Origin of the sequence: Veillonella fallax (assembly GCF_020687175.1) — a bacterium.
GTDB lineage: Bacteria > Bacillota > Negativicutes > Veillonellales > Veillonellaceae > Veillonella > Veillonella fallax.
On the sequence record NZ_JAJEQD010000010.1, the window covers coordinates 48155 to 72966 of the forward strand.

Sequence of the window (24812 nt, forward strand, 5' to 3'; positions counted from 1 at the left end):
TACACCTATTAAGGAAAATACTTCTACATAAATTATACTATTATTTATATGAATTTATACTATTAATATCACAGAGAACTATATTAATTAGTATACTTTCACGTTTATTGTATATAATATATGTATAAAAATCATAAAAATAGAATTTCTGTATAAAACTTTCACAAAAGTATTGTGTAATTCCCTAAAAGTTATACAATTATATTAATGTTATATAGAATTGAGGAATACCATGAGACCTACCTATTTGACCATAAATACAAGTCTCGTTCGCGAGAATTTGCGTAAAATTAAAGATAGTTTACCGGAATGGAGCACATCCACAGCTGTTATCAAGGCCAATGGATATGGCCACGGCAGCGTTATGATGGGCCGTATTGCCGTTGAAGAAGGTTATGAATCCTTAGCCGTTGCCATTCCTGAAGAGTCAGTTCCACTTCGCAACGCAGGGATTATGGTACCAATTTATCTACTTGGCCTCACAAGACCTCAGTCCTTTGAGCTTGTAGCAGACACAAATTCCATTCCAGCTGTATGCGAATCTACCGATTTAGAAGCACTCGACAAGGTAGCAGAAAATCACGATATGATTATCCGCGTTGCAGTCGCCGTTGATACAGGAATGCATCGTATTGGTATCAAGCCTGAAGATGCTGTTGAGTTTATCAAACGCGTTGAATCCTACGAAAATCTCGAGGTAGACGGTTTCTTCTCTCATATGAGTAACGCCGATGCGGCGGATCAAAGCCACGCTCATGGACAGGCACAAAAATTCCATAAAATGGTCGATGAAATCCGTGCATTTAGACCTGATGCGGACTATCGCTTCTCTCTTGCCAATAGTGCTGGCTTATTATCCGTAAAAGACAGCTTATTCACCGATGCCCGTCCTGGCATTATTCAATACGGCATTATGCCATCCCTTGATGTGCCAAATCGATTAGGGTTAAAACCGGTCCTTTCCTTCCATAGCGAAGTAGTACATGTACAGCGACTAGAAGCAGGTGAAGGTATCGGTTATGGTTCTACCTATGTAACACCTGAACCAATGACGATTGCTACCATTCCTGTAGGCTATGCAGATGGATATCCTCGTAGCTTATCCAACCGCGGTACAGTCCTCATTCATGGCACACGTTGTCCTGTAGTGGGTCGCATCTGTATGGACCAATTCATGGTGGCCGTTCCAGATACGATTACTGTACAACCAGGTGACAAGGTTGTGCTCCTAGGTTCTCAAGGTCATGAAAGCATCTCTGCACTCGAGATTGCTGCTCTTGCATCTACAATTCCTTATGAAATCTTTTGTGGTTTCTCAGAACGCGTGCCTCGACAATACATATAAAAGGCTAACTATTGTTACTAATAGTAAATACTCCATATACCAAAAGCGCAGATATACATTGTATCTGCGCTTTTCCAATTTCTGCTACGGATTTTTCTTATATGGTACATTTTTATATTGAATGGACATAGAAAAAGCCCGTAATACATGCAGCGGTCTACATGTATTACGGGCTTTCCTGCTCTCCTATACCTAGCGTACTGTAAAGCAGTTACGTTCTTATTGTGAGAGAGAGTATTATATACCAAGTATATAATCTTATGATTGGGAGGGAACCACAATGCATAAGGGGCCCTCTGAACGATAGACGGCATAGGAGAGAGTCAATGTTTGTCTATCCAATCCAGAGGGCTGCGTGTGTGTAATTGTTTATTGTGTGTGTAAGTGTATTGTGTATGTGTGTTGTGTATGTGTGTAAGTGTGTATAGTATTATGTGTTTAGTGTTCGTGTATTAAAGGGGTTTGCTTTACAGTAGGATAGGCTTAGGATTAGCTTATTTTACGGCCATACCTGTTTTAGCATCCAATGCAATGGATACAGGTTTGTTTTGTGCATCATGGAACTCTACAGTATATATAGGTTTACCATTTTGGTTCACTACAGACCAAGAGTTAATACCAGTTGCTACATTGCCAGTTTGTGCGAAGGCTGCATTGATCGCCACATGTGGAGGTAACACAGTACCAGCATCAATAGCACTAGCTTCCATGGATGCATCATATGCTTTAGGAGTACCTTCAGTTACATTACCAGTTGCCACATCTAGAGTCATGGAATGGGCACCACTAGCATTGAAACCGTCTACTTCATAAATAGCAGTTTTGTCGGCAGCTTTGAAGGATACTTTAGTAATCTTAGAGTCGCCATATTTATTTTCAAATTGATCGATTAAATAATTCGCACCAATTACGAAAATACTATTTTGATCGACTACGCCTGCTTGCTTACTTGTTGTGCTAGGTTGTGATTTTCCACTTTTAGAGTTTTTTTCCTCTTTAGTAGTTTCTTTTTTGTCAGCTTTTTTATCTGCTTTTACTTCTTTAGTTTCTTTTACAGCTTTATCAGCTTTAACTGCTTTGTCAGCTTTTACTTTAGGCGCTTTGTGTGCTTGCGCTTTTTTAGTATTTTTTTCGTCTTTATTAGCTTCTACTTTTTTATCTGCTGCACGTACTACTTTAGCTTCGCTAGGAGCTTTTGCTACTGCTGCAGTTTCAATTGTAGGAGTTGCTGCTGCTGGATTAGCTGCTGCTGGAACTACAGTGTCTTGAGCAACTGGAGCTTTTACATCTTGAGTTGCTGTTGGAACTGGTGTAATATCTTTAGCTGTTGGTGTAGCTGGAGTCACTTCAACTTTAGCTGCTGTAGGTACTACTTTAGCAGCTGGAGTTACTTCTACTTTAGCTACTGTAGGAGCTGCTTCTGTTTTAGCTGCTGGAGTCACTTGAATGGTAGGAACTACTTGATGAGTAGCAGGTTCTGCGACAGGAGCTGCAGTAGCTGTTACCTCTTGAGTTACAGGAACTGGTGTTGCTTGTTCAGCTGCTGTTACTGCTACAGTAGCACCAAATACGCCAGCTACTGCTAAAGCAATACTGCTTTTTAAAATAGATTTTTTCATAATATCCTCCTTGATAATCCATATATATGCAAAATTACGCATATATATTTTAAACCAACTCGGTGTTACCGTTATATTTCCAAAACATATATCTAGCGTGGACTGTAGATATATAGTCTGGAAATTCCCGATATATTTGAGTTCTGTCTTTTGACTGGACACATATTATCCATAATCTATGAAATAAAAATGTAGAACCCATCGGTCTAGCTTATTTTGGGGTGAGAATAAAATGAATTTATATGTAATTTAAATGAAATTCTATAGTATTCGATTTGCAATTAAGTATTCTATGAATCAAATCTAAAAAGCTATATATCCCATGTATAAAGGAACCACGGCCTCTCATTGTACTTCTCATAATCTAAACATCCCATTTCATGAGCAAACTTTCACAAAAAAAGCTCCTTAAAACTATCATTTACTACAAAAAAGACAGTTTTAAGGAGTTTAATTGTTATATTTAAAATAATAAGCCCTTAACTATTAAGTTGTATTTACTAATTATAGAAAGGTTTAATCATCAAATTTAACAGATAATAAAGTACCATTCATAGCATCAATTCGTACATCTACCTCTTTGTCACCTTCTGTTCCGAAGCTAACTTTGTATACTATTTTACCTTTATCATACTGTACAGACCACTCATTAAGGCTTGTCGCTTTGCCTTGTGTTTGAGCATACGCAAAATTAACTACTGCTGCTGGCGGTAAGATTTCACGAGGATCAAAGGATTTTTTCTTTAACGATTTATGGAAGTCGCCTTCACGTTTTTCAAAGATTTGATTTGTTGCATAGATATAAGTAAGCTCATACTTGCCACTTTCATCAAAACCTTCTACATCATATCTAATTTGACCACCATCTGCATCAAAAGCGATTTCAGTGATAGCTGCATTTGGATGATTCTGAATAAATGCATTTAATAAACCATTGGCACCTACAATCGCTGCATGGTTTCCATCAACAACGGCAACAGTTGGTTCTACCGCTACTAAATGGGCTGCACTTGCATTTGGCATACCAAACACTGCTGCCAAGGCTAATACAAGGCTACCTTTTACAAATAAGGATTTCATAGGCTCCTCCATCTCTCAAACAGGACCATAGTGTGTATATATACAATTATACACTAAATCGATACGATTTATTAATCTTTATTTATAATATTAATGCATAGACAACTCCCCTATGATACAATGCACGTAGAATATTTTTTACTACAAGTGAGCCGATTATGATTTCATTATATCCTACTATATATCACACATTTCAATGCAAAGCAGATCGATGTGAAAATACATGTTGTCAACTTTGGACCATCGATATCGACAAGGTCACTGCTGAGCGCTATCACACCATGACAGGCCCTCTTGGTGAAAGCTTACGCCAAGCTATCACTGTGGATGATGAAGGCAGCCATTTCGTATTTTCTAAAGCGCAACCAATGTGTCCGTTACTCAATGAAAACGGTCTCTGTAAGGTTGTGCTCGAACTCGGTGAAGAAGGCCTATGCGATACATGCCACATGCACCCACGATTCTATAAATATATTGAAGACCTCGAACTATGTGGGGTTGGTCTATCCTGTGAAGCATCGGTTGAACTACTTGCAGAGGATACTCAATCTGATCAGGTAATCTTTACCATTGAAGACGATAACGGCGAATTTAGTCCTGACGAGCGTTTAACTATTCAGAATATATTTGAATTATTAGCCTTTGATATAGATTCATCATACTTTCAATACAGCCCAAATCCTGATGTACAGTATTATAAAAAACTATTAGAGCTATATAGTACAACAGAGCCTATCGATGAAGAATGGACTGCGCAAATCAATGCATTATCTCATGATATGGACAATCTCATTACCTCTGTACAAACCTATATCGCCAATCATGATATGGGCCTATTTAACAAGGTGTTCCAATATATTTTGTATCGCCAAATCGATATGCTAGCAGACTATTCTTTGGAAGCTATCCTCTCCTACGCAAAGGATGGTGTGGAATATATATTGATGGCTAGTGCTATAGAGGGTTCACCGCTTAAACAAATTGCAAGGTGGTCCCAACAAATCGAATACGATGAAGACAATGTAGACTTACTATTACAACATTATGATTCTCTTCAATAATGACAAACTACTTTTACTAAAATTTCATTCAAAGCAATAAAAACCTCCTAGTATAAAACTAGGAGGTTTTATGTATTTACGCAAATAGTATGCGCATAATCCAGTTATATAAAAGGTTAATAATATATAGAACTACATATACAGCGCCGACTGTAAGAGGCTCTACATTCATAATCCGAGATAAAAGCATAACGGCTACGTAGATAACGGCACCAACGTAGGCTAATGCTAAAGGAACTAATAGGATCATTAAAAATGGCGTAATATAAATGCAAATAATAGATACCAAAATTAATGCTAACCCAAGTGCGCCTGTATAGCCTTCCACATAGGCAGTGCCCATTAATACTTGTTTGAAATCAAATTCACGCTCTAAGAGAACGCTCAATAATTTCCAAAGTATAAAGCTACCTACAAACCAATAGATTCCAAGACCTATGATTTCTCGTAATATAGAGAATATGCCATATACGGCAGGTATAAAGCCAAATAAAAAACCGCCAAAGGTCATAGCCAAAGGTAATAGTATAATGCCTAACGCAAATCCCAAAATATGGGTAGCACACCAACCGGAGAGGCCAGCTTTGATTCCCTTCTCTAAAGTACCAAACCAGAAGATTTCATCGATCCCCTTCTTCGGTGAACGCACCAGCAGGGATATTTCTCGTAAAAATGTCGTATCCATAACTAACTCCGCTCTCAACTACACTATAAGATTAATTATATCATAAATTCCCAGATTTAAATTATATATAATTAATTTTAATATAAATTAAACGACAAAAAAACCGCAAGACTTTCATCTTGCGGTTATACTGCATTACAGTCTTATATTATTTAACTAGGGTATGTACAAATCGGATCCATTGAGGCAATACCGACACTGATAGCAACGCCACAACAAACATAATAATATATGTTTTTACGATACCTAATTCAACATAGCGGCGCATGAGCTGAGCCCCAATAAAGACAGCATAATATTGACTAAACATGGTTACAAGATAGGCCATATTCCCTACATATTTCGGCATAGATAGATAAAATAATATGAGCCCCACTATATGGATCAACACTAATACTACGGTACGCAGTGCATTCGTATAAGCTAAGCCATAGATATAGTTTCGCATCACGCCCCTATAGGTCCCAGTACCACCTAGCAATACTAGTAATCGCCATATAACAAAGGCACCTATGATAATTTGAAAAATTAAAAAGGATGCATTTGCCAAAGCACTAACCAGATCAAAATGTGTGAGACCAGTCATGCGTTTTATGCCTAATGCGGGAGACACAGCTTTCACTATGAACGGCAAAGCATAGGTCGTTACATATAATACAATTGTAGATATTATAAGATTTAGTATAGCTCGAGTATAGGTTCCATTTCTAATAATATTTTGAAAGGATCTGTCACTCAATTTTGTAAATAAATGTAATATGTCCTCATACCAAGTCATAATACTCCTTATATATTATCGAGTTAATGTATATAGCACTTCACATAATAGTGATGCTAAAATAGCAATTAACATAATGCTTAGTCCTTCATAAAAACTGCCATTAATACATGCTCCGGCTATACGCCCCATGGTCTGTAGTAGCAATACAGTACTAAGAATGCATAAAACAATCATGCAAAACCCAATAACGGCTTGCAATAAAATTGGTATGGACGTAAGGATTAACATAATCCCCGCCGTCAGAGTAATCATAGCTACTACTAGTTGAGCAAAGGCCATCATGTGTAAAACACCAGTTACTACGCCACGAATGTAGAACTTACGTTTTTGCAACATAGCGTAACCTAACAAGATACCGGACATAAGCGCCGCTTTTAAAATTACCCACGTAAAGCGACCTACATTCCAAAACTCACGAGGCTTACTTAGCTGCTCAAAAAAGACTTGTATTTCATGCTGCCCTACGGGAAGCGAAAACAATTGCCACTTTACCAAAAGCGATGAATTACGTATAAATGCTCGTATAGCATCTAAATAGACGCTTTCACCAACGATGGTAAATTGATAACATATGAGGGCCAATACCAACATCCATGCAAGCTGTCCATAGGTAACATCATAGTGGTACATGCGCGGATGTTTTTCTTCAATGGGGTTTAATAAGCGATAAACGAACTCTACTAAACCTCCCATCATGCCTCTCACCACCTTTTACACAACAAGAATAGCACCATTCTATATAGAATGATGCATCACACAACACAACGATTACGAATTTATAACAATCATTTTATTTTTAATTCATACTCTGTTCATCATTATAGCACAAAAGCAAGGTATATTCATACCTTGCTTTCATATTTTTCATACTATGTAATTATCTAGATGTAGCAAGCATAACCATGCCTACCAAAATACCAATAAGGACTACTGGAATTAAAGATGCCAAAAGCCCAATACCAAATGTTGCTAGATGTCCCTTTTCGATTTGACGTGCCATAAGTGTTAAGCTCAACCAGAAATACCAAATGTATAACACAATTTCTAAAATAATATAGGTGAAACTAATGATATACAAAAGAGTCTCATCTGCGTAAATATCTAAGCTTAACCCTTGAATGATAAGAATCAAAATCACTTGAATAATCGATAAAACAAGGGATATGAACATAGAATATGCACTTTCATACCAACAAATCTTTAGTATAGACTCATAATTAGTATGAGCACCAAATTTATTAGCCACTGAACTAAAGAGCACTGAATAAATGGCTAATATAGCAAATGCAATTAATGCATAAAAGACTAGTGCAAAAAAGCCTGCCCCAGCCATGACTCCCAACGCAGCTCCTAGCTGTAAAGGTGAAGCACCTAGGGAATAGGACATCCCCGCTTGTATAATCCAACTCACAAGCATACTAATAACAAGCATACCCATGGCACATGCAAACCCTCGGTGAGTTGTACCAAATTCAACAATCTCTGGAATGCCACGTTTAAATGGCGCTCTAATAAGTGCCCAAAGATCTAAATACCATTTTCGTTCCATATGTTCCCCTCCAAATACATCAAAAGCACATATATTTCTATCATTGTATCATAATACACTTTTAAATTAAATATAAATTTATTGTAAATTATGCAAACAAATATAGTAATAAAAAAGTTGATAGACACCTAATAGCATCTATCAACATTTCCATTACATATGTATTTAAAGAGACATAGACAACATAATGCCACCTATGCCAAAGACAAAGGATACGATATAAAATGCAATACCGGTTATCCAAGGACTCAATCCAAATTGCTTAGACATCAGTTGCGCCATGATAATGACATTAAATAGTTCTATGGTGCTTAATCCACCGGATCCGCCTTTAGTATGTAAATCCAAGAAAAGATAAATAGGCGCAGCAAAAAGTACGAAAATCAAATGAATCCAACTAGTAATACAACTATTTAAAAGCATGTCTGCCACAAGTTGCTTATATGTAACCTGCCCCTTAAAGACCTTAAAAATACCATATAAAATACCAGAAGATACAAGAACAAACGCTACAATTCCAAGTACATATCCTATAAGAGGAACTGCTTCAAGTTCTATAGGGCCTATAACCTCCCAAATAAATGTTTTAAAAAATGGACTCTTTGGGAAAATTAGCGTTAATATATATAACCCTATATCAGTTATGATTGCTGATACCACAGCTAATGACAACATATTTTTAACAGTGATAAAACGCATCCATTTTTCTATATATGGGCCAAACAAACCATTCACAATTCTATACCTTATAAATCTTCACTTTTAAACAATTGATATCCTTCAAAATAATAACTATGGTCAAGGCCTTTCATAAATAGTTCTCGATTATTAATATCACTGGTAAGTGCTTTAGATAAAACCGCTTTTATTTCTAAGTCATTTACCGGGCTTCGTTCCATAGCAGACAAATATTGCTCTTTATCAACCTGACTCCAATCGATGGTCTTTTGTAGTTCTGTACACAACATATGATCAAGCCATAATCGCATGCTACGCCCATTACCTTCTCTAAAAGGATGAGCGACATTCATTTCAACATACTTTTCTACAATTTCATCAAAAGTAGATTGCGGCATATCTTCAATGGTTCTAACTGCTTCAGCAAGATACATGACAGGAACAAAGCGGAAATTGCCTTTAGCAATATTCACACTTCGTAATGCACCAGCAAAATCATATATATCTTGGAATAATATAGTATGGATTCTTTTCAAGGTAGTCCACGTACCACTAGGCATATCATTAAGTAAGTTTTCTTCAAACAGTGTTGTTGCTGCTTTTTTACTAATTCGTTCTTCTTCTCTAGCCAATGTTGGGGAATCGGTAATCCCCAATCTATTAGTGATAACCATGTTGGACCTCCTTTTTATTTATTTTCATTATATATATTATACTATAGACATAAAAATTAAAGATATTATAACTTTAAATCTTGCGAACGATAAGTAGAACAAAAAAAGCAGCCTTATAAGGGCTGCTTTTTTGTTCATCTTATTGTAAAGATGCTGCAATTTTTGTAAGGTTTTCATCCATACGTTCTAAGTATGTTTTATTATCTTCGTTGCTTTCGATTGTGTAAATAGTTTCTACCTTAGCACCAACTTCGCTTGCCAAAGTTTTAGATACTTCTGGACTAGCCATTTCTTCTGCAAAGATAGTAGTAATATTGTTTTCTTTACAGTATTTGATGAGTTCAGCCAATTGAGCTGCGTTTGGTTCGCCTTCGGCAAATACATCTTCTACACTATTTTGTTCTAACCCAAAGTCACGGCATAAGTACGCAAATGCTGCATGACCAGTAACGAAGTTTTTATGAGGAGCTTTAGCGAATTGATCTTCATATTTTTTGATCATTGCATCTAATTTAGCAACATATTCATTATAATTCTTTTCATAGTAATCTTTGTTTGCTGGGTCAGCTTTTACGAAAGCGTCTTTAATATTTTTTACTTCGATTTTTGCATTTTTCAAAGATAACCATGCGTGAGGATCTTCTGCACCATGTTCTTTAATTTCTTCAGGATCAGTATTTTTGATAGCTTCTACGCCATCTGTAGCAACAACAGTGATGAGTTTGCTATTTTTAGCCGCATCAATCGCTTGTTGTGCCCAAGGTTCCATACCAAAACCGTTGTACACGAATACTTGAGCTGTTGCCAATTGTTTCATATTTTCAGGTTTCAACTCGAAATCATGTGGCTCTACGCCATCTGGAATAATGGTAGATACCTCTACCTTGTCACCACCAATAGCTTTTGCGAATTCAGCCATGGCATTAAAACTTGTTACCACTTGGATCTTCTTACCTGCTTGTTCCTTTGGTGCATCATTGCCACAGCCTGCAAATAAGGCAGCCATCATGATCCCTATCATTAACAAAACCAGCTTCTTGACCATCGTAGTCCTCCTTTGTGAAATCCTGATCGCTATGCTTTCATAGAATAGTAACCATTCTTTAGTTGCAGTTGCGACTCAGTTGCATTTGTAATATAGTTATAGTATAAACTTACTCAAGATTTTGTCAATTAGAAAAGTGGTTTTTATATGTTATCCATAGAACATCTTTATTTTTCCTACCAAGGTCAGCCACCTTATGTGTTGAATGACCTTAACTTACATATTCACAGTGGTGATTATATATCCATTGTTGGGGATAATGGGTGTGGTAAAAGCACCTTGCTACGCCTCATTTTAGGATTCCTTACACCTGTAAAAGGCTCTATCAAACGAGATACGAACAACATTCGCTACGTGTCTCAGAAGAATGATTTTTCTCATGCAGGCTTCCCTATTACGGTAAAAGAAATCCTCGATTCCTACCGTAAATTACTAAAGATTAAAGATAAGCATGAAGTAGATCGCGTATTAGAGCTTACCAATATGACGGCGTTCAAAGACCGTTTAATCAGTAAACTGTCAGGTGGTCAAGCGCAACGCGTATCTATCGCGCGTGCCCTCATCGGCAGCCCTGACCTCATCATACTCGATGAACCATCTACTGGTATCGACCGGAAAAGCCAAGAAGGCATCTACACCCTTTTGCGCGAGTTAAACCAAGTACACCACATTACAATTATCTCCGTAGAACATAACCTTGAAATGGCCCTAGCCAATTCAACTAATATCTACCACATCGCAAATGGCCAAGGTCACCTTTGCTCTCCTGAACAATACGCTAGTGAAATCATGCACAGCACAGGGCGCAATCCTATGGATCACGAAAATTGTGCTTGCTTTACAGATGTAACACCTCAGGCTCAGGCTCAGGCTCAGGCTCAGGCTCAGGCTCAGGCTCAGGCTCAGGCTCAGGCTCAGGCCGATGATACTACAACTAAGGAGGTGCACCATGTTTAATTATGATTTCATGCAAAATGCCTTCTTCGTAGCCATCTGCATTTCTCTACTCTGTCCATGCATCGGTATTTTCATGGTTCTACGCCGTTCTAGTATGATTGGCGATACCATGAGCCATGCATCGCTAGCAGGTATTACATTAGGCTTATTAACAAATACCAATCCTATCTTAGGAGCATTCATCTTTACCGCTATCTGCGGTGCCCTCATCGAGTTCTTGCGAAAATACTTCTCCCACCATCTCGATTTGATCCTAACCATCATCTTGTCACTTAGTATTGGTACCGCTATTACGCTAATTAGTTCAGGCAAGTTGAAAGCTAATGCTAATGTGTTCTTCTTCGGTAGCATCTTAACCGTAAACACTACAGATATGATTAGCATTGCAGCCCTAACTATTCTATCTGTTTTAACCTTATATTTCTTATATAACTCACTCCTCTACATCGCCTATGATGAAGAGGCCGCGCGCGTAGCAGGTGTTAAGGTTGATTTTATCAATTATATCTTTGCTATCTTAATGGCTGCAGCCGTATCCATTTCTATTAAAATCGTCGGCGTTCTCGTATTAAGTGCTATGATTGCCTTACCTGTAGCATCGGCATTACAATTAGAAAAAGGATTTAGGACCACATTACTCTGTTCTATTGGATTTAGTTTGCTAGCCATGGTCATCGGCCTATTCGGATCCTATTATCTCAACGTAGCTCCAGGTGGTTTTGTATCTCTTACATCGGTTGCAATACTACTCGTAGTATTAGTTATCAAAAACATCAGAACCATCCTACGCCGTATGCAATTTAGCAAGTAAACAAAGATAATCATCAATATATAGATAGCTATTCTATTAGCAAAATAAGACAGCTATCCTGTGCAAAATAAATTATCTACTTATACTTGTGTAGCATATTTAGTATTAAAACAGAATCAAAAGAGCGTTATGAATACAACAAATTGGCCTGAAGGCATAAAAAAGACCAAACAGCGCGAAGCCATTTGGTCAGTATTAACAACTACAGATAAACCGATTACTGCTATGGAAATCGCAGAGCGATTAGGCGATGGTAGCACCACATGGATGTCTACCATCTACCGTACGCTTGAATTATTAGAAACAAAAGATATTGTTACCCGTACAACACTCATGGGCAGCGATATGGCATATTATGAGATAACTCCTCATACGCATCGTCACTATGCAGTATGTACTAAATGTGGGGCCATGATTCCTCTTCACACCTGTCCTGTCGTAGAAATGCCACAGGAACTAACAGATGCAGGCTTTACGGTGACAGAACATCATCTAGAAATTGCGGGGCTCTGTAAAAACTGCAAGAATAAAGGCTAGTAAAAATCTATAAGTAAATGCAAGAAAAAGGACGTAACTTTAAGAGTTACGTCCTTTTGTAATTTTATTATCTTTTGTATTAGCCTTAATTAGCTTTCACCATTACAACATCAATGGAGCTACTACAAAGCCAAGTGCTACTGAAATAGCGATGGCAAGTACGCCAGGGATAAAGAACGGATGGTTAAATACAAGCTTACCGATTCGTGTTGAGCCGGTATCGTCCATTTGTACAGCCCCCAAGAGTGTTGGGTATGTAGGCAATACAAAAAGTGCAGATACGGCTGCGAAGGATGCGATAATAATGTATACGGATCCTGGGTTTTCTGGAGTAATACCGAGAGCTAGAATTACAGCTGGTACCAATGCTTGTGTAGTCGCCGCTTGGCTATACAACAATGTACTAGCAAAGAAGAATGCTACAGCTAATAGGAATGGATATGCTGTTACCAAGCTAGATGCAAGAGCTTTAATTTCAGGAATATGACCTTTTACAAAAGTATCGCCCAACCATGCTACGCCTAGTACGCAGACACATGCGGATAAACCGGATTTAAATGTGCTTGTATTAACAAGTTGTGCTGTATCAATTTTACAGAAGAATGTAATAGCCGCTGCAATTACCATCATGAAACCAACGATGGCATCATTTCGACCAAAAATAACAGGTTTAATAAGACCAATGTTCTTGGAGATGGCAGTTGCATAGAATACGATACAAATAATACCAATCAAGAAAATCAATACAGAAGTTTTCGCACCTGGTTTCAAGTGGAAATCAGCACTCTTTTCACGAGGTGGAGCCACATGACCTGCTGCCAGACGTTCTTGGTAAACTGGATCGGAAGACAAATCATTATTCGCGAAGGTAGACATGATAAATGCCGTAATCATAACCGCTACGAATGTTGTAGAAATGCAGATGGCAAGCAATGTTGGATAGTTAACCCCATATGGTTCAAGGAAACCACTCATAGCAACAACTGCTGCGGATACTGGGCTCGCTGTAATACCAATTTGGCTTGCTACAACGGCAATGGATAATGGTACAGATGGCTTAATATTTTCACTTTTTGCCACCTCTACAATTACAGGAATCATAGAAAATGCTGTATGACCTGTACCAGCCAATAGCGTTAAGAAATACGTAACTGTTGGTGCTAAGTAGTTGATATGCTTAGGATTTTTACGCAAAATACCTTCTGCAATACGCACCAAATAATCGAGACCGCCAGCGAGTTGTAAAGCACAAATAGCAGCGATAGCAGACATGATGATGAGGATTACATCCCAAGGAATCTGCCCTGGGAACATCCCCATGCCGAGGCTTAACAACACTACACCAAGGCCGCCAGCGTAACCGATGCCCATACCACCTAGACGAACGCCGAGGAAGATGGCACCAAATAAAATAATAACTTGCATAATTACATAAATGTCCATACGATGACCTCCTTTATACGTATATAGTATCATAGATATGCAAAAATATCATCGAATTTTCACAATGTATAGTCTATAGTTTAAAGACTTAACGAAACATTATCCGCTAAACATATAAAAAGCTATATATGCCGACGACTCTAGAACCGTAGAATCATGACATATATAGCTTTTACGTTTACCTTAAATCTTTATAAAATACTTAGCCGTAAATTGTTATAGAATTATTGGTCGTAAGTCTTCGAGGATTCCCTCTTCTTCAGTAGCGCGTTGGATACTTTCACCAACAATGCGAACCATATCCTCTAATTGTTCCACAGTGGACGCCAATGGCGGCATGAGGATTACCACATCACCGATTGGACGGCAGATGAGGCCTTGTTCACGAGCAAGGATGGCCACTTTAGCCCCTACCGCATCATTTGGACGATACGCCTCATGAGTAGCCACATCTTTTTCAAGTTCAATCCCTACGATGAGGCCTCGTTGACGAACCTCTTTAACATGTTTCAAGTTTTCGATTGGCTTCAATGCATTGGTGAAAGCCTCGATTTTCTTAGGTAATCCTTCGATAACCTTTTCATCGCGGAATACTTGTAAAGAAGCTAGTGCGACGGCACAAGCCAAGGCATTCCCTGTATAGGAGTGGCCATGGTAGAAGGTTTTCTTTTCTTCAAATGTACCGAGGAAGGCATCGAATACACGTTGTGTCGTCAATGTAGCAGCGAGAGGCATATAACCGCCAGTAATACCTTTGGACAAGGTCATGAAGTCTGGCGCTACCCCTTCGTGTTCACAGGCAAAGAATTTACCTGTACGACCAAAGCCTGTGGCTACTTCATCGACAATGAGGAATACGTCATGTTTCGCCGTTAATTCACGAACCCGTTTCAAATAGCCATGAGGCATAACAAGCATGCCTGCTGCAGCTTGTACTAATGGTTCCATAACGAGAGCTGTGATTTCATCGCCCTCTTCGTTGAGGATGCGTTCTAATTCGGCCAAAGACTCTTCAAAGGCTTTTTCTCGATCAGCTACATCGCGATATACACCAGGGCTTGGCAATGTCAAAGGTTTGAATAATAAATTATGGAATACTTGGTGGAATAATTGAATACCACCTACAGATACGGTGCCTAATGTATCCCCGTGATAGCCTGCATTAAGGGCAATGAACTTAGTTTTCTTTGTTTGTCCTACAAGTTGGCGATATTGGTAGGCCATCTTGATAGCAACTTCAATAGCCGTACTGCCATCATCGGATAAGAATACTTTATTTAAGCCTTCTGGCGCGAGCTCTACCAATTCTTTACACAACTGTGCAGATGGCGGGCTTACAAGACCGAGCAATGTGCTATGAGCAATCTTATCCACTTGTTCCTTCAAGGCTTGGTTTAATACAGGATGATTGTGTCCATGAATATTAACCCATAAGGAGGACACGCCGTCATAATACTTTTTACCGTTCTCATCGATGAGGTATACCCCCTCACCACGTTCGATTACTACTGGTTCTTGTGCTAACCAATCTTGCATTTGTGTAAATGGATGCCATACAAACTCATGGTCCCACTGTGCTGCTTGTGAAAGCTGTTTCTCTGCCATTTCGTCACCTCATACGTACAAATTCTACAAACTATAACTCTCAATACCTATAATACTCAATTACTATAACAGTCTATTACCATAAATAATTAGTCTAAATTAAATTAAAATATCTAACTACTATATACCTAATACTGTATTCCATACCTTCTTAGAATCCACAAAGGATCGAGCCCAACCAAGCTGAACCTTTTGAATATCTGGCCCTTGGTATGGCGGTACAACAGCTACTACAGGAATACCTGTATATCGTTCCATATCCTCTACATTTGTTTTCAATAAGAATGGATCTACTGCCGTTGTATCATTTACGATGATAGCTTTCACCTCAATACCATGCATCTTCGCGTATTCACAAGTCAAAATCGCGCGGTTAATGGAGCCCAATCGTCCATCAGCTACAACGATGGCTGGTAATTTAATATCTTTCATTAAATCCGTGAATGTTTTATCGCCGTAAAGAGGTGTTGTAATACCACCAGCACCTTCTACAAAGGTTAGATCATAGCGATTAACAACATCTAATGTATGAGCTACTACACCATCATAATCGATTTCTATACCAGATAACTCTGCTGCAAGACGGGGAGAAAAATCACCAGCGATAGCATATGGGTTAACCTCATGACGACGAGATTCAGGAATACCTGCGCAACGCATTAAATGCGTAGCATCCTTGCTTTCAAGGCCAACATTATAATTATCCTCATCCATCGTTACACATTCAGGAAAAGGTACCGCACTAGAGGACACTGGTTTAACCATACCAACCGCAAAACCATCATCTACAGCCATGGCCCCTAACAGCCCTGTCACAAACGTCTTGCCTACATCTGTATCTGTACCAATTATAGAAATACCTAACTGCTTCATACATGTCTCCTCTCAGCGATACTTAACGCCGCATAGGTTAACTAATTTATGTGAGTAAGTTTACAATCTAATTACAATATACAGCCAAACGGAATATATAGTCAACCTATTATTACGCTTAAGGTTAACCATGATAGGACTATATGGGGCCCCAATACATCAGTGGGAGCTAAATTAAAAATCACAGAACCTAGCTCATCGCTCCATAGTAAACTAAGTCGCTCTTTACTAGGTTCTGTGATTTTTATGGCTGTACTTATGTAATAGTCCCATATAGTCCTAACCGCAACCTTAAATGCGAGAATAATAGGTTAGCTATATAAGGGGAAAGAAAAAAGAGTGATGACTTTAGTCATCACTCTTTTTCACTTAAATGTACAAATCAACTTGGGCCCCATCAAATCTCAGATTATATTTCAAGGTAGCGGAATTCGCCTGTATCAGGATCCATCATCCCTCCATAGAATCCCATTCCTTTTGGGAATAGTGGATGGTGACGCAAGAAGTTAACTGTATAGATTACATTGTCTTCGGAGATATGGAAACGATCCATCCAGTCAATAAGGCCTGGTTCGATCATGCGAATCGCATCTTCACTGATACCTTTTTCTTTCATTGACTCCATAAATGTAGTAGCAGAGAAATCAATCATACCACAGTTTTCATGGCCAATGATTAATACGTCTTCAATCTCCATACCATAAGTAGCAACTAGCAAACTTTGTACGATATTATCGATTGGTTGTGTTACGCTATTGCCGGCTGTTTTAATGACGATAATTTCGCCACGGTTAAAACCTAGTGCATCTTCTAGCATGCAGACTAAACGCGTATCCATACATGTGACAATACCTAGTTTTTTTGTAGGATGGCTTGTTAATCCTGCTTTTGGTAATTCTGGGTGGTTTTTCACATACTCTTTATTGGTTTCAATTATTTGTTTAATATCAATCATAAGGTACCTCATTTACATTTCTATCTATAAAATAGATTCTATTCATTATATACAATATATTCAATGAAAAACAAGAGATTTTCATCACATATAAATATTTATTATAACCTATATCCTTCATAAGAAATCCACAAAAATCGTATTAATTCAATATTTATAATTAATATTCATTTATTATACTCTTCGTTCTTATATATTTATAAAAATGAATATACTGTATATTTCTTACATTACTAGTAGATTATAATTCCCCCAATGTGGTATTATTAAAACTATAGAAGAGAAACGCCACATGATACCACATATGGCGTGAACTGTATGTACAGTAAGGAGATTTTTATTATGGGTATCAATCAAAAAACGTTGCCAGGCATTCTGCTCTGTGCAGTCCTCGCTATTCCTTGTTGGCTATTAGGCCTAGAGTTTCATCTAATCGGTAGCCCAATCTTTGCTATCATCTTAGGTATAATTATTGGCTCCGTATTCACATCTTGGAAGCGCGAAAAAACTGGTGCCGGCATCGGCTTCACATCTAAAAAGATTTTACAATGGGCTGTTATTTTATTGGGCTTTGGCTTAAATATTACACAGATTTTACATGTAGGTTGGATTTCATTACCTGTCATCATTTCAACCATCGCTACATCCTTAATCGTGTCCTATGTTATCTATCGACTCACTCATATCGACTCTAATACAGCTGTACTTATCGGCGTAGGTTCCTCCATTTGTGGTGGTTCTGCTATCGCTGCAGCTGCACCAGTCATCAAGGCAGAGGATCAAGATATTGCACAGGCTATCTCCGTTGTATTCTTCTTCAATGTAGTAGCAGCTTTTGTATTCCCTCCATTTGGTGATGCTATTGGTCTTTCCAATATGGGCTTTGGTCTATTTGCTGGTACCGCCGTAAACGATACATCCTCTGTAACAGCTACAGCTGCCGTATGGGATAGTATGAAAGGCACTGGTACACAAGTACTAGAATATGCGACAATCGTTAAATTAACACGTACCCTCGCTATTATTCCTATTTGTTTAGGTTTAGCAAGTTACCAAGTATATAAAGCAAAACAAAGTGCTGCTCAAGCTGATGGTAGCAGTGTTAGCATCGCTAAAATCTTCCCTAAATTTGTTTTATACTTTGTGATTTGTTCTCTTATTACAACAGTATTATCCTATGCGAATGTAGATATTCAATTCTTGAGTGTATTCAAAACTATTTCCAAATACTTTATTACAATGGCCATGGTTGCTATAGGACTTAATACTAATATCGTAAAATTGATAAAATCCGGTGGTTCTGCCCTTGCATTGGGTGCTTGTTGCTGGATTGCCATCACAGCAGTCAGCCTAGCTACACAACATATGATTGGTTTATGGTAAGAAATATACATACCTATTTTAATATGATATAATTGTATATAGTTAGAATAGTAATAACCCCTCCAGTAATGGAGGGGTTTCGTGCTACTATTCACCTTATTAGTACTTTATCATACTATAGTTAGGAGGGTTAACATGTACTTCTTACAAGGACTTCTTGTCGGTCTCGCAACATTTGCCCCTGTTGGCATGCAAAACCTCTTCATCATCAACACAGCATTGGTACAGCCTATACGTCGTATCATATTGACCCTTATCATATTGGCACTATTTGATATGAGCCTCAGTACGGCAGCCTTCTTTGGCATCGGCGCCATTCTTGAAATGTGGCCGCTTACAAAGCTTATCGTACTCCTTTTTGGGGGCCTACTGATTGTATACATGGGCTTTAATATATTCAGAACTGAACCAGATATGCGCAATGTTAACACGCATATCCCTATTCGTAAGATTATCATATCTGCTATCGCTGTATCTTGGGGCAATCCTCAAGCAGTACTTGATGCAACTATGATGCTCGGTGCTTTTCAAGCTAATATCCCAGAAGAGAACATTTACCACTTCTTTGGCGGTTTTTTAGTTATGACACCAATTTGGTTTGGATCCTTAGCCGCTACCATGCATCTGTTAGCAAAAAAAATCAAAATCACCCATATGGCTTGGATCAACCGCTTCTGTGGCGCTGTCCTCGTCATTTATGGTATAAAATTGTTCATCGATGGGGTTACAATGCTTTTAGAATATATTTAATCAAAATATCTCCAATAGTATAATCCTTAAACAACAAAGCCGTTAGCATATGCTAACGGCTTTTATATTGCAAATATCTGTTGTTATACAAATATCTTTTGTTATATAACGATGAATTTTGTTTTACTATAATTCATCTTCGTATAGTAAAACTCTGAGTATATTAAAACTCTGACAAAACTTGATTAAACATTTCTCTAAAGGCTTCTACATAGGTATTACTTTGATTTCGTTGAGATACAAAGTAGTAATTACGTTCCATGGATTTGCCATGATTAGTCAATACCTTGCGCTCAATGCCAGGCATGGAGTCTGTTAAGTATTTAAAGCGATCTAATAACAATAAGCCTTGTTGGCCTGCCACTAAATAGCGCGCTTCCTCTAAAGTACGAGCATACGCAAAGGCTCCAGCATAGCCAATGGCCTTACGATAGTGCTCCTCCTCTCCTATCGTATACTTACCACGGCATACTAGGATAAGGGGTAAATCATCAATCGTTTTAATTTCAACGCTGCCTTCCTTTGTATACCCTTGTGGCACCTCAATCACGGTAGTCGCCTTATCGATCAAATGACTTTCAAAATCATCAGATAAAATCTGCCACTGATCATTAAAAATCACATCTACACGGCGATCATCTAACATGCCATACAGTTCTTCATGGCTGCCACTATACATACGGATATCTAGATTTTTATAGCGCTTCGCCATGCGAATGACCGTTTGCTGCATAGCCATTCCACTATAACGATTCAAATAACCAATCCGTAAACTGACACGTGCATCTGTGCCGATGCGGGTTGTTTCTACCTTAATATCGTGAAACCGTTCTAGTAATTTTTTACCAGAGCGATATAGATATTGTCCCGCTGGTGTTAGGTGAAAGCTTCTCTTTTCTCTCACCATCAGCTCCACCCCAAGACTCGTTTCAAGGGCTTTAATTTGTTGTGAAATAGCAGATTGAGACACATATTGCTCTGTCGCAGCTTGGGTAAAACTATTATTATCAACTACACACACAAAATACTCTAATTGTTTTAATAACATAACGATACACTCTCATCTCTCTTATAGTTAGTGACCTACACCACTAACATACTTCACAACAACTACCAACCCCTCTCATTGGTATTTGCTAGACACAACTAAATTACGGTATACAAACCAGGACGCTACAAAGAATATAGCCGCTGTAGACCAGAATACAGCACCATAGCCAAAAGCACGTGCAATAATACCACTAATAACAGGCCCCAATACATTGCCCATCATAGCTACACTAGATACGGCCCCAAAGACAATACCGCGCCGCTCAATAGGAACAGCTTTAGATATTAGGGTATTTGCGATTGGTGCAATAAAGCCCATAAAGAATCCTGCAATAGCACGGAATATACCAAGGCCCCATATGCTAGGCATCAAGTATTGCAAGATAAATAGGGACCCCACAGCCCATGTAGCGGTAAAGATAATACGTGGCATCGTCAATCGTTGTGTAACCTTACTGATTGAAATGGATGCCAATGCGCTAAACAAACCAGCTCCAAAGATAATGATGCCCACAATAGTAGCAACAAATTCATCATTCACAGACATATAATGTTTGATATAAAGCGGTAAGATTGGACCAATGCCAGTAATACCAAAATTACACAAAAACTGCATCGCTACTAATAGGCGAACTCGGGGTATCATTAGAAATGATTTAATCAAAGAAATCTGTGATTCTTGAGCATCAACCTTGTGCTTAAACTGCAGATTAGGCATTAAGAAATAAATACCTAATAAGCAAATTCCAGTCAATCCAGAAAATACAAAGAATGGTGCCCTATAGCCTAATAGATCGGCCGCTAAGCCCCCCATAAGAGGTCCAAACACGAGCCCCATCACCATAGAGGCTTGATATAGCCCCATCGCCCATGGCACCTTTTCCTCAGGCGTTATGAGGACAATAATAGCTAAACCTATCGGTACATAGCCACCTACTACACCTTGCAAAATTCTTAGAACCAATAGCTGAGACGGGGTTTGTGTGAAAGCACAGGCCCCTACTGTAACCATTAAGGTAAATAAGATAAACATCATTACCTTACGTGGTCCCAGTTGATTTGCCTTGCGCGACCAATACGGTGCACTGAGCGCTACCATACAAGGCGTTACACCTGATACGATACCAGCCCACATAGCAGCTTCACCTGGATTATGTAAACCTAGCTCTATAAGAAATAACGGAAGGAATGATAGTACCCCTATAATCGTTATTCCCCCACCGATCTGTATAATACAGATCAGATAAATAATTCGTTTCCAAGAAGAATCCATAATGACCTTCTTTCTTAACTTTTAAAGTTATTATATACTCTATTTTATTAATAGACTGTATATTTTTAAGGATTTATAGAATATAAACCCATAATATTATTGTATCCTAAACAGAAAAAAAAGACCATCTCTTATCACATAAAGGATAGAGATGGTCTTTATACTATATAACTTTCAACCTCATCCAAAAGGTATGACAATCATACTATTTTTGTTTGAACATCCAGTAGATGTAATAGATAACAAGTGCATATGTTACTACATCAAATACTGGTAAGAATGGCACCATTTTAGATAAACGGCCAAAACCATGCACGTGAATATTTGCCGCAATGATGGCAATTAGATTTAAACGATGAATCCAGATTGCTTTTTTACGGGATACGGACTTTGCCATGTTGCCAACCCAAGGTGATAAGTACAACACTGCAAAGATAAGAGCAATAAACATCGCTACAAGGGAGATATATCCGCCCCAGAAACCTAAGAATGACTTTAGAGCTTTCAAGAAATATACATACCAATGGGCACATACGAGGATAACACTGACAACCCCTACAATGCGATGAATATCAAACATCTCTTTAGGATTATATCGTGTGATAAACCATTTGGGTTTTGTCGCAATGTATGTCAATACAAGCCATGCAACATACGGCACAAGGCCTAAATGAACCTTCCAGTTACCAAATGATCTACCACCTGTTACATAACCATATTCAACCATACCCATAAATATTAAAGATAAAACTGCAATCCAAATTAAAATATGATATTTACTTTTAAACTGCTTTTTTACTACTTCTGCCATGTAAACCTCACTATTTCTTATACAAACTACTAGTATACATCTAGTTGGTCTAATGTAGCATGCTAAACAATTTCAATCTACATAGCATTCTACTTAGAACTAATCATTGATTAACTATCAGCCTAATCGTAAGCATCAAAATTAGAATTTGAAGTTAAGGTCTGCACGGTAGTAATCATTTACACGATTGCCGTCTTGTGTTTTAGCATTAAAGCCATAGTATGCATTAATACCAATATTTTTCTCTGGTGCATAAGATGAACCTAATTGCCATGCTTTATAACCTTCATACCGTGTTTTCTTTAATAAATCATTAGATTCATATTTTTGCGTTTTAAATACAGGTGCATTTTTAGCTTGATCAAAGTAATCTAAGCGGATAATCCAAGAGTTCTTCTTGTTAATTTTATAATCGCCCCATTTAACGCCTACGTTCCAAATATCAGAATCACTTAAGCCAGATGCTTTTACCCACTCACCATCAATACCGAGTTTACCAACATTGTATTTAGCATTAAAGCCATATACATTATCGAATTCGTTATTTTTCTTGCCATTACCCATACGTACATTCGTGGTACCAACATGAGCAAACATACCGCCAAAGCTAAAGCGATCATTAACAGCCACATTGGCATTGATAAGACCTACATCACCATTATCAGCTTTACTCGTCTTAGCAAAACGGCCTGCTGTCATATAACCATACGCACCATTTAATGTAACTTTTTTACCTACCTTAGCTGTAGCACCTACACCATCAAAGTTAGAGCTATAAATCAAGCCGCCGCCAAATTTTTGAGTATAACGACCAGCATCAACGACTACATTTTTACCAAATTTGTGCTCTACATATGCCAAATCCCAGTTAGCTTGAGCTTCTTTAGAACTATCACCTAACTCAATAGAGCCTGTTGTAATACGTGCTTTAACAGATGTATTTTTATTAACCTTTGCATCTAGACCTAAACGTACACGGGCTGTAATTTTATCTTCATAATCATAACCATCGATACCCTCTCTGCCGATGTAGTTGATACGAGCATCACCAGTAACCTTTACATTGCCTACGCGGTCTTCCAATTTAGCTACACGCACACCAAGTGTATTCAATTCGTTGGAGAACTCGTCGGCCAAGCGGTTCAACATAGCTTGTTGTTCTGCATTAGCACGATCTTGATTAGCCATGCCTTTCGCAATCATTTGAGCCATTTCGTAACGAGTAATGTTATTTTGGCCTTTGAAAGTACCATCAGGATAACCATTGATAATACCAGCTGTAGCTAATTGATCTACCGCTTGGTAAGCCCAGCTATCGGACGGAACATCGGAGAAGGGGTTGACAGCAAAGGCTGTAGCCACACCCATCATGGCTGCTACTGCAAAAGCACTAGTCATTTTACGCTTCATCATAATAAACCTCACACACTAAAATAAGAAAAATAAAATGAGTAGATAATGAAATTTTGAAGTTCATTATCATTATCACATATAACACAAAAAATAATAACAACTTTCATTAATTGAGTAAAGAGAAAATGTATATCAATCTCACAATCATTTATGCGTCAAACTGATAATATCCATATTTAATTCACTAGGAAATAAACATATAAATAAAAAACCCCTTCCGTGTAATGATATGTACCCCCTTTACTGGACAACCAGTAAAGGGGGTATTTTCATGAGATATAGTTATGAATTTAAAAGAAAAGCAATTGAATTATTCTATCAAGGTGAATGGCCCGAGACACCTGACGGTGTAAGGATAGATACATTTCATAAACAAATAAGGGACTGGGTTAAATTAGAACAACGTCATGGTTCGGACATTAATAAATGTCAAG

General features: G+C 38.1%; 24 protein-coding genes. 7 read left to right on the forward strand and 17 right to left on the reverse strand.

The genetic code is table 11. The annotated features are described in order from the left end of the window. The first annotated feature begins 232 nt into the window (after positions 1-232). Positions 233-1345, forward strand: coding sequence for an alanine racemase (gene alr, locus LKD20_RS06110; protein WP_119206986.1), 1113 nt, complete (start codon positions 233-235; stop codon positions 1343-1345). Between the two features lie 494 nt (positions 1346-1839). On the opposite strand, the gene LKD20_RS06115 is transcribed toward alr, so the two are convergent. Further along, positions 1840-2964, reverse strand: a complete 1125-nt coding sequence (locus LKD20_RS06115; RefSeq protein WP_227721184.1) for a PepSY domain-containing protein — start codon at positions 2962-2964, stop codon at positions 1840-1842. Between the two features lie 516 nt (positions 2965-3480). Further along, the gene (locus tag LKD20_RS06120) at positions 3481-4044 is read right to left on the reverse strand and encodes a PepSY domain-containing protein (RefSeq protein WP_227721185.1); all 564 of its coding nucleotides are present in this window, start codon (positions 4042-4044) and stop codon (positions 3481-3483) included. Between the two features lie 158 nt (positions 4045-4202). Between LKD20_RS06120 and fliB the strand changes: the two genes are divergently transcribed. Further along, positions 4203-5105, forward strand: a complete 903-nt coding sequence (fliB, locus tag LKD20_RS06125; RefSeq protein ID WP_227721186.1) for a flagellin lysine-N-methylase — start codon at positions 4203-4205, stop codon at positions 5103-5105. A 76-nt stretch (positions 5106-5181) separates the two neighbouring features. Here the strand turns inward: fliB and LKD20_RS06130 are convergent, their stop codons facing one another. From LKD20_RS06130 to LKD20_RS06160, 7 genes are all read right to left on the reverse strand, one after another. Then, the gene (locus LKD20_RS06130) at positions 5182-5790 is read right to left on the reverse strand and encodes a hypothetical protein (RefSeq protein ID WP_227721187.1); all 609 of its coding nucleotides are present in this window, start codon (positions 5788-5790) and stop codon (positions 5182-5184) included. Positions 5791-5938: 148 nt separating this feature from the next. After that, the gene (locus LKD20_RS06135; RefSeq protein ID WP_227721188.1) at positions 5939-6403 is read right to left on the reverse strand and encodes a hypothetical protein; all 465 of its coding nucleotides are present in this window, start codon (positions 6401-6403) and stop codon (positions 5939-5941) included. 180 nt (positions 6404-6583) lie between these two features. Further along, entirely contained in the window at positions 6584-7267 is a 684-nt protein-coding gene (locus LKD20_RS06140) for a hypothetical protein (protein WP_227721189.1), read from the reverse strand. A 181-nt stretch (positions 7268-7448) separates the two neighbouring features. Beyond that, positions 7449-8120, reverse strand: a complete 672-nt coding sequence (locus tag LKD20_RS06145) for a hypothetical protein (protein WP_227721190.1) — start codon at positions 8118-8120, stop codon at positions 7449-7451. Between the two features lie 165 nt (positions 8121-8285). Then, a complete protein-coding gene (locus LKD20_RS06150; RefSeq protein WP_227721191.1) occupies positions 8286-8855 on the reverse strand; it encodes a hypothetical protein in 570 nt (189 codons plus the stop codon). Positions 8856-8866: 11 nt separating this feature from the next. Further along, a complete protein-coding gene (fic, locus tag LKD20_RS06155) occupies positions 8867-9472 on the reverse strand; it encodes a protein adenylyltransferase Fic (RefSeq protein ID WP_227721192.1) in 606 nt (201 codons plus the stop codon). A 139-nt stretch (positions 9473-9611) separates the two neighbouring features. Beyond that, a complete protein-coding gene (locus LKD20_RS06160) occupies positions 9612-10517 on the reverse strand; it encodes a metal ABC transporter substrate-binding protein (RefSeq protein WP_005387669.1) in 906 nt (301 codons plus the stop codon). Between the two features lie 147 nt (positions 10518-10664). On the opposite strand from LKD20_RS06160, the gene LKD20_RS06165 reads away from it, so the two are divergent. From LKD20_RS06165 to LKD20_RS06175, 3 genes are all read left to right on the forward strand, one after another. Next, complete coding sequence (locus tag LKD20_RS06165) at positions 10665-11474, forward strand: metal ABC transporter ATP-binding protein (protein ID WP_227721193.1); 810 nt, start codon at positions 10665-10667, stop codon at positions 11472-11474. Then, a complete protein-coding gene (locus LKD20_RS06170; protein ID WP_039969541.1) occupies positions 11467-12285 on the forward strand; it encodes a metal ABC transporter permease in 819 nt (272 codons plus the stop codon). Before LKD20_RS06165 ends, LKD20_RS06170 begins: the two co-directional genes overlap by 8 nt. A 129-nt stretch (positions 12286-12414) precedes the next feature. Beyond that, the gene (locus tag LKD20_RS06175; RefSeq protein WP_227721194.1) at positions 12415-12822 is read left to right on the forward strand and encodes a Fur family transcriptional regulator; all 408 of its coding nucleotides are present in this window, start codon (positions 12415-12417) and stop codon (positions 12820-12822) included. 102 nt (positions 12823-12924) lie between these two features. On the opposite strand, the gene LKD20_RS06180 is transcribed toward LKD20_RS06175, so the two are convergent. From LKD20_RS06180 to LKD20_RS06195, 4 genes are all read right to left on the reverse strand, one after another. After that, positions 12925-14265, reverse strand: coding sequence for an anaerobic C4-dicarboxylate transporter (locus LKD20_RS06180; RefSeq protein WP_105090090.1), 1341 nt, complete (start codon positions 14263-14265; stop codon positions 12925-12927). Positions 14266-14481: 216 nt separating this feature from the next. Then, positions 14482-15870 carry an adenosylmethionine--8-amino-7-oxononanoate transaminase gene (gene bioA / locus LKD20_RS06185; RefSeq protein ID WP_105090089.1) on the reverse strand — a complete coding sequence of 463 codons (1389 nt, stop codon included), beginning with the start codon at positions 15868-15870 and terminating at the stop codon, positions 14482-14484. Positions 15871-15990: 120 nt separating this feature from the next. Further along, complete coding sequence (bioD, locus tag LKD20_RS06190; protein ID WP_227721195.1) at positions 15991-16743, reverse strand: dethiobiotin synthase; 753 nt, start codon at positions 16741-16743, stop codon at positions 15991-15993. Positions 16744-17152: 409 nt separating this feature from the next. Continuing rightward, positions 17153-17698 (reverse strand): beta-class carbonic anhydrase, encoded by a 546-nt coding sequence (locus LKD20_RS06195; protein WP_227721196.1) that lies wholly within the window; start codon positions 17696-17698, stop codon positions 17153-17155. A gap of 342 nt (positions 17699-18040) precedes the next feature. Here LKD20_RS06195 and LKD20_RS06200 point away from each other — a divergent pair, with 342 nt between their 5' ends. Beyond that, positions 18041-19081: a YeiH family protein gene (locus LKD20_RS06200; protein WP_227721197.1), complete on the forward strand. Its 1041-nt coding sequence runs from the start codon at positions 18041-18043 to the stop codon at positions 19079-19081. A gap of 135 nt (positions 19082-19216) precedes the next feature. Further along, a complete protein-coding gene (locus LKD20_RS06205) occupies positions 19217-19831 on the forward strand; it encodes a LysE/ArgO family amino acid transporter (RefSeq protein WP_105090086.1) in 615 nt (204 codons plus the stop codon). 163 nt (positions 19832-19994) lie between these two features. On the opposite strand, the gene LKD20_RS06210 is transcribed toward LKD20_RS06205, so the two are convergent. The 4 genes from LKD20_RS06210 to LKD20_RS06225 all read right to left on the reverse strand — a co-directional run bounded on the left by LKD20_RS06210 (position 19995) and on the right by LKD20_RS06225 (position 24378). Continuing rightward, positions 19995-20879, reverse strand: a complete 885-nt coding sequence (locus LKD20_RS06210; protein WP_005387647.1) for a LysR family transcriptional regulator — start codon at positions 20877-20879, stop codon at positions 19995-19997. Positions 20880-20954: 75 nt separating this feature from the next. Beyond that, on the reverse strand, positions 20955-22154 hold the full coding sequence (locus LKD20_RS06215; RefSeq protein ID WP_227721198.1) for an MFS transporter: 1200 nt from the start codon (positions 22152-22154) through the stop codon (positions 20955-20957). A gap of 205 nt (positions 22155-22359) precedes the next feature. Beyond that, on the reverse strand, positions 22360-22965 hold the full coding sequence (locus tag LKD20_RS06220) for a hypothetical protein (protein WP_227721199.1): 606 nt from the start codon (positions 22963-22965) through the stop codon (positions 22360-22362). Positions 22966-23106: 141 nt separating this feature from the next. Then, a complete protein-coding gene (locus tag LKD20_RS06225) occupies positions 23107-24378 on the reverse strand; it encodes a putative porin (RefSeq protein WP_227721200.1) in 1272 nt (423 codons plus the stop codon). Positions 24379-24812: the final 434 nt, after the last annotated feature.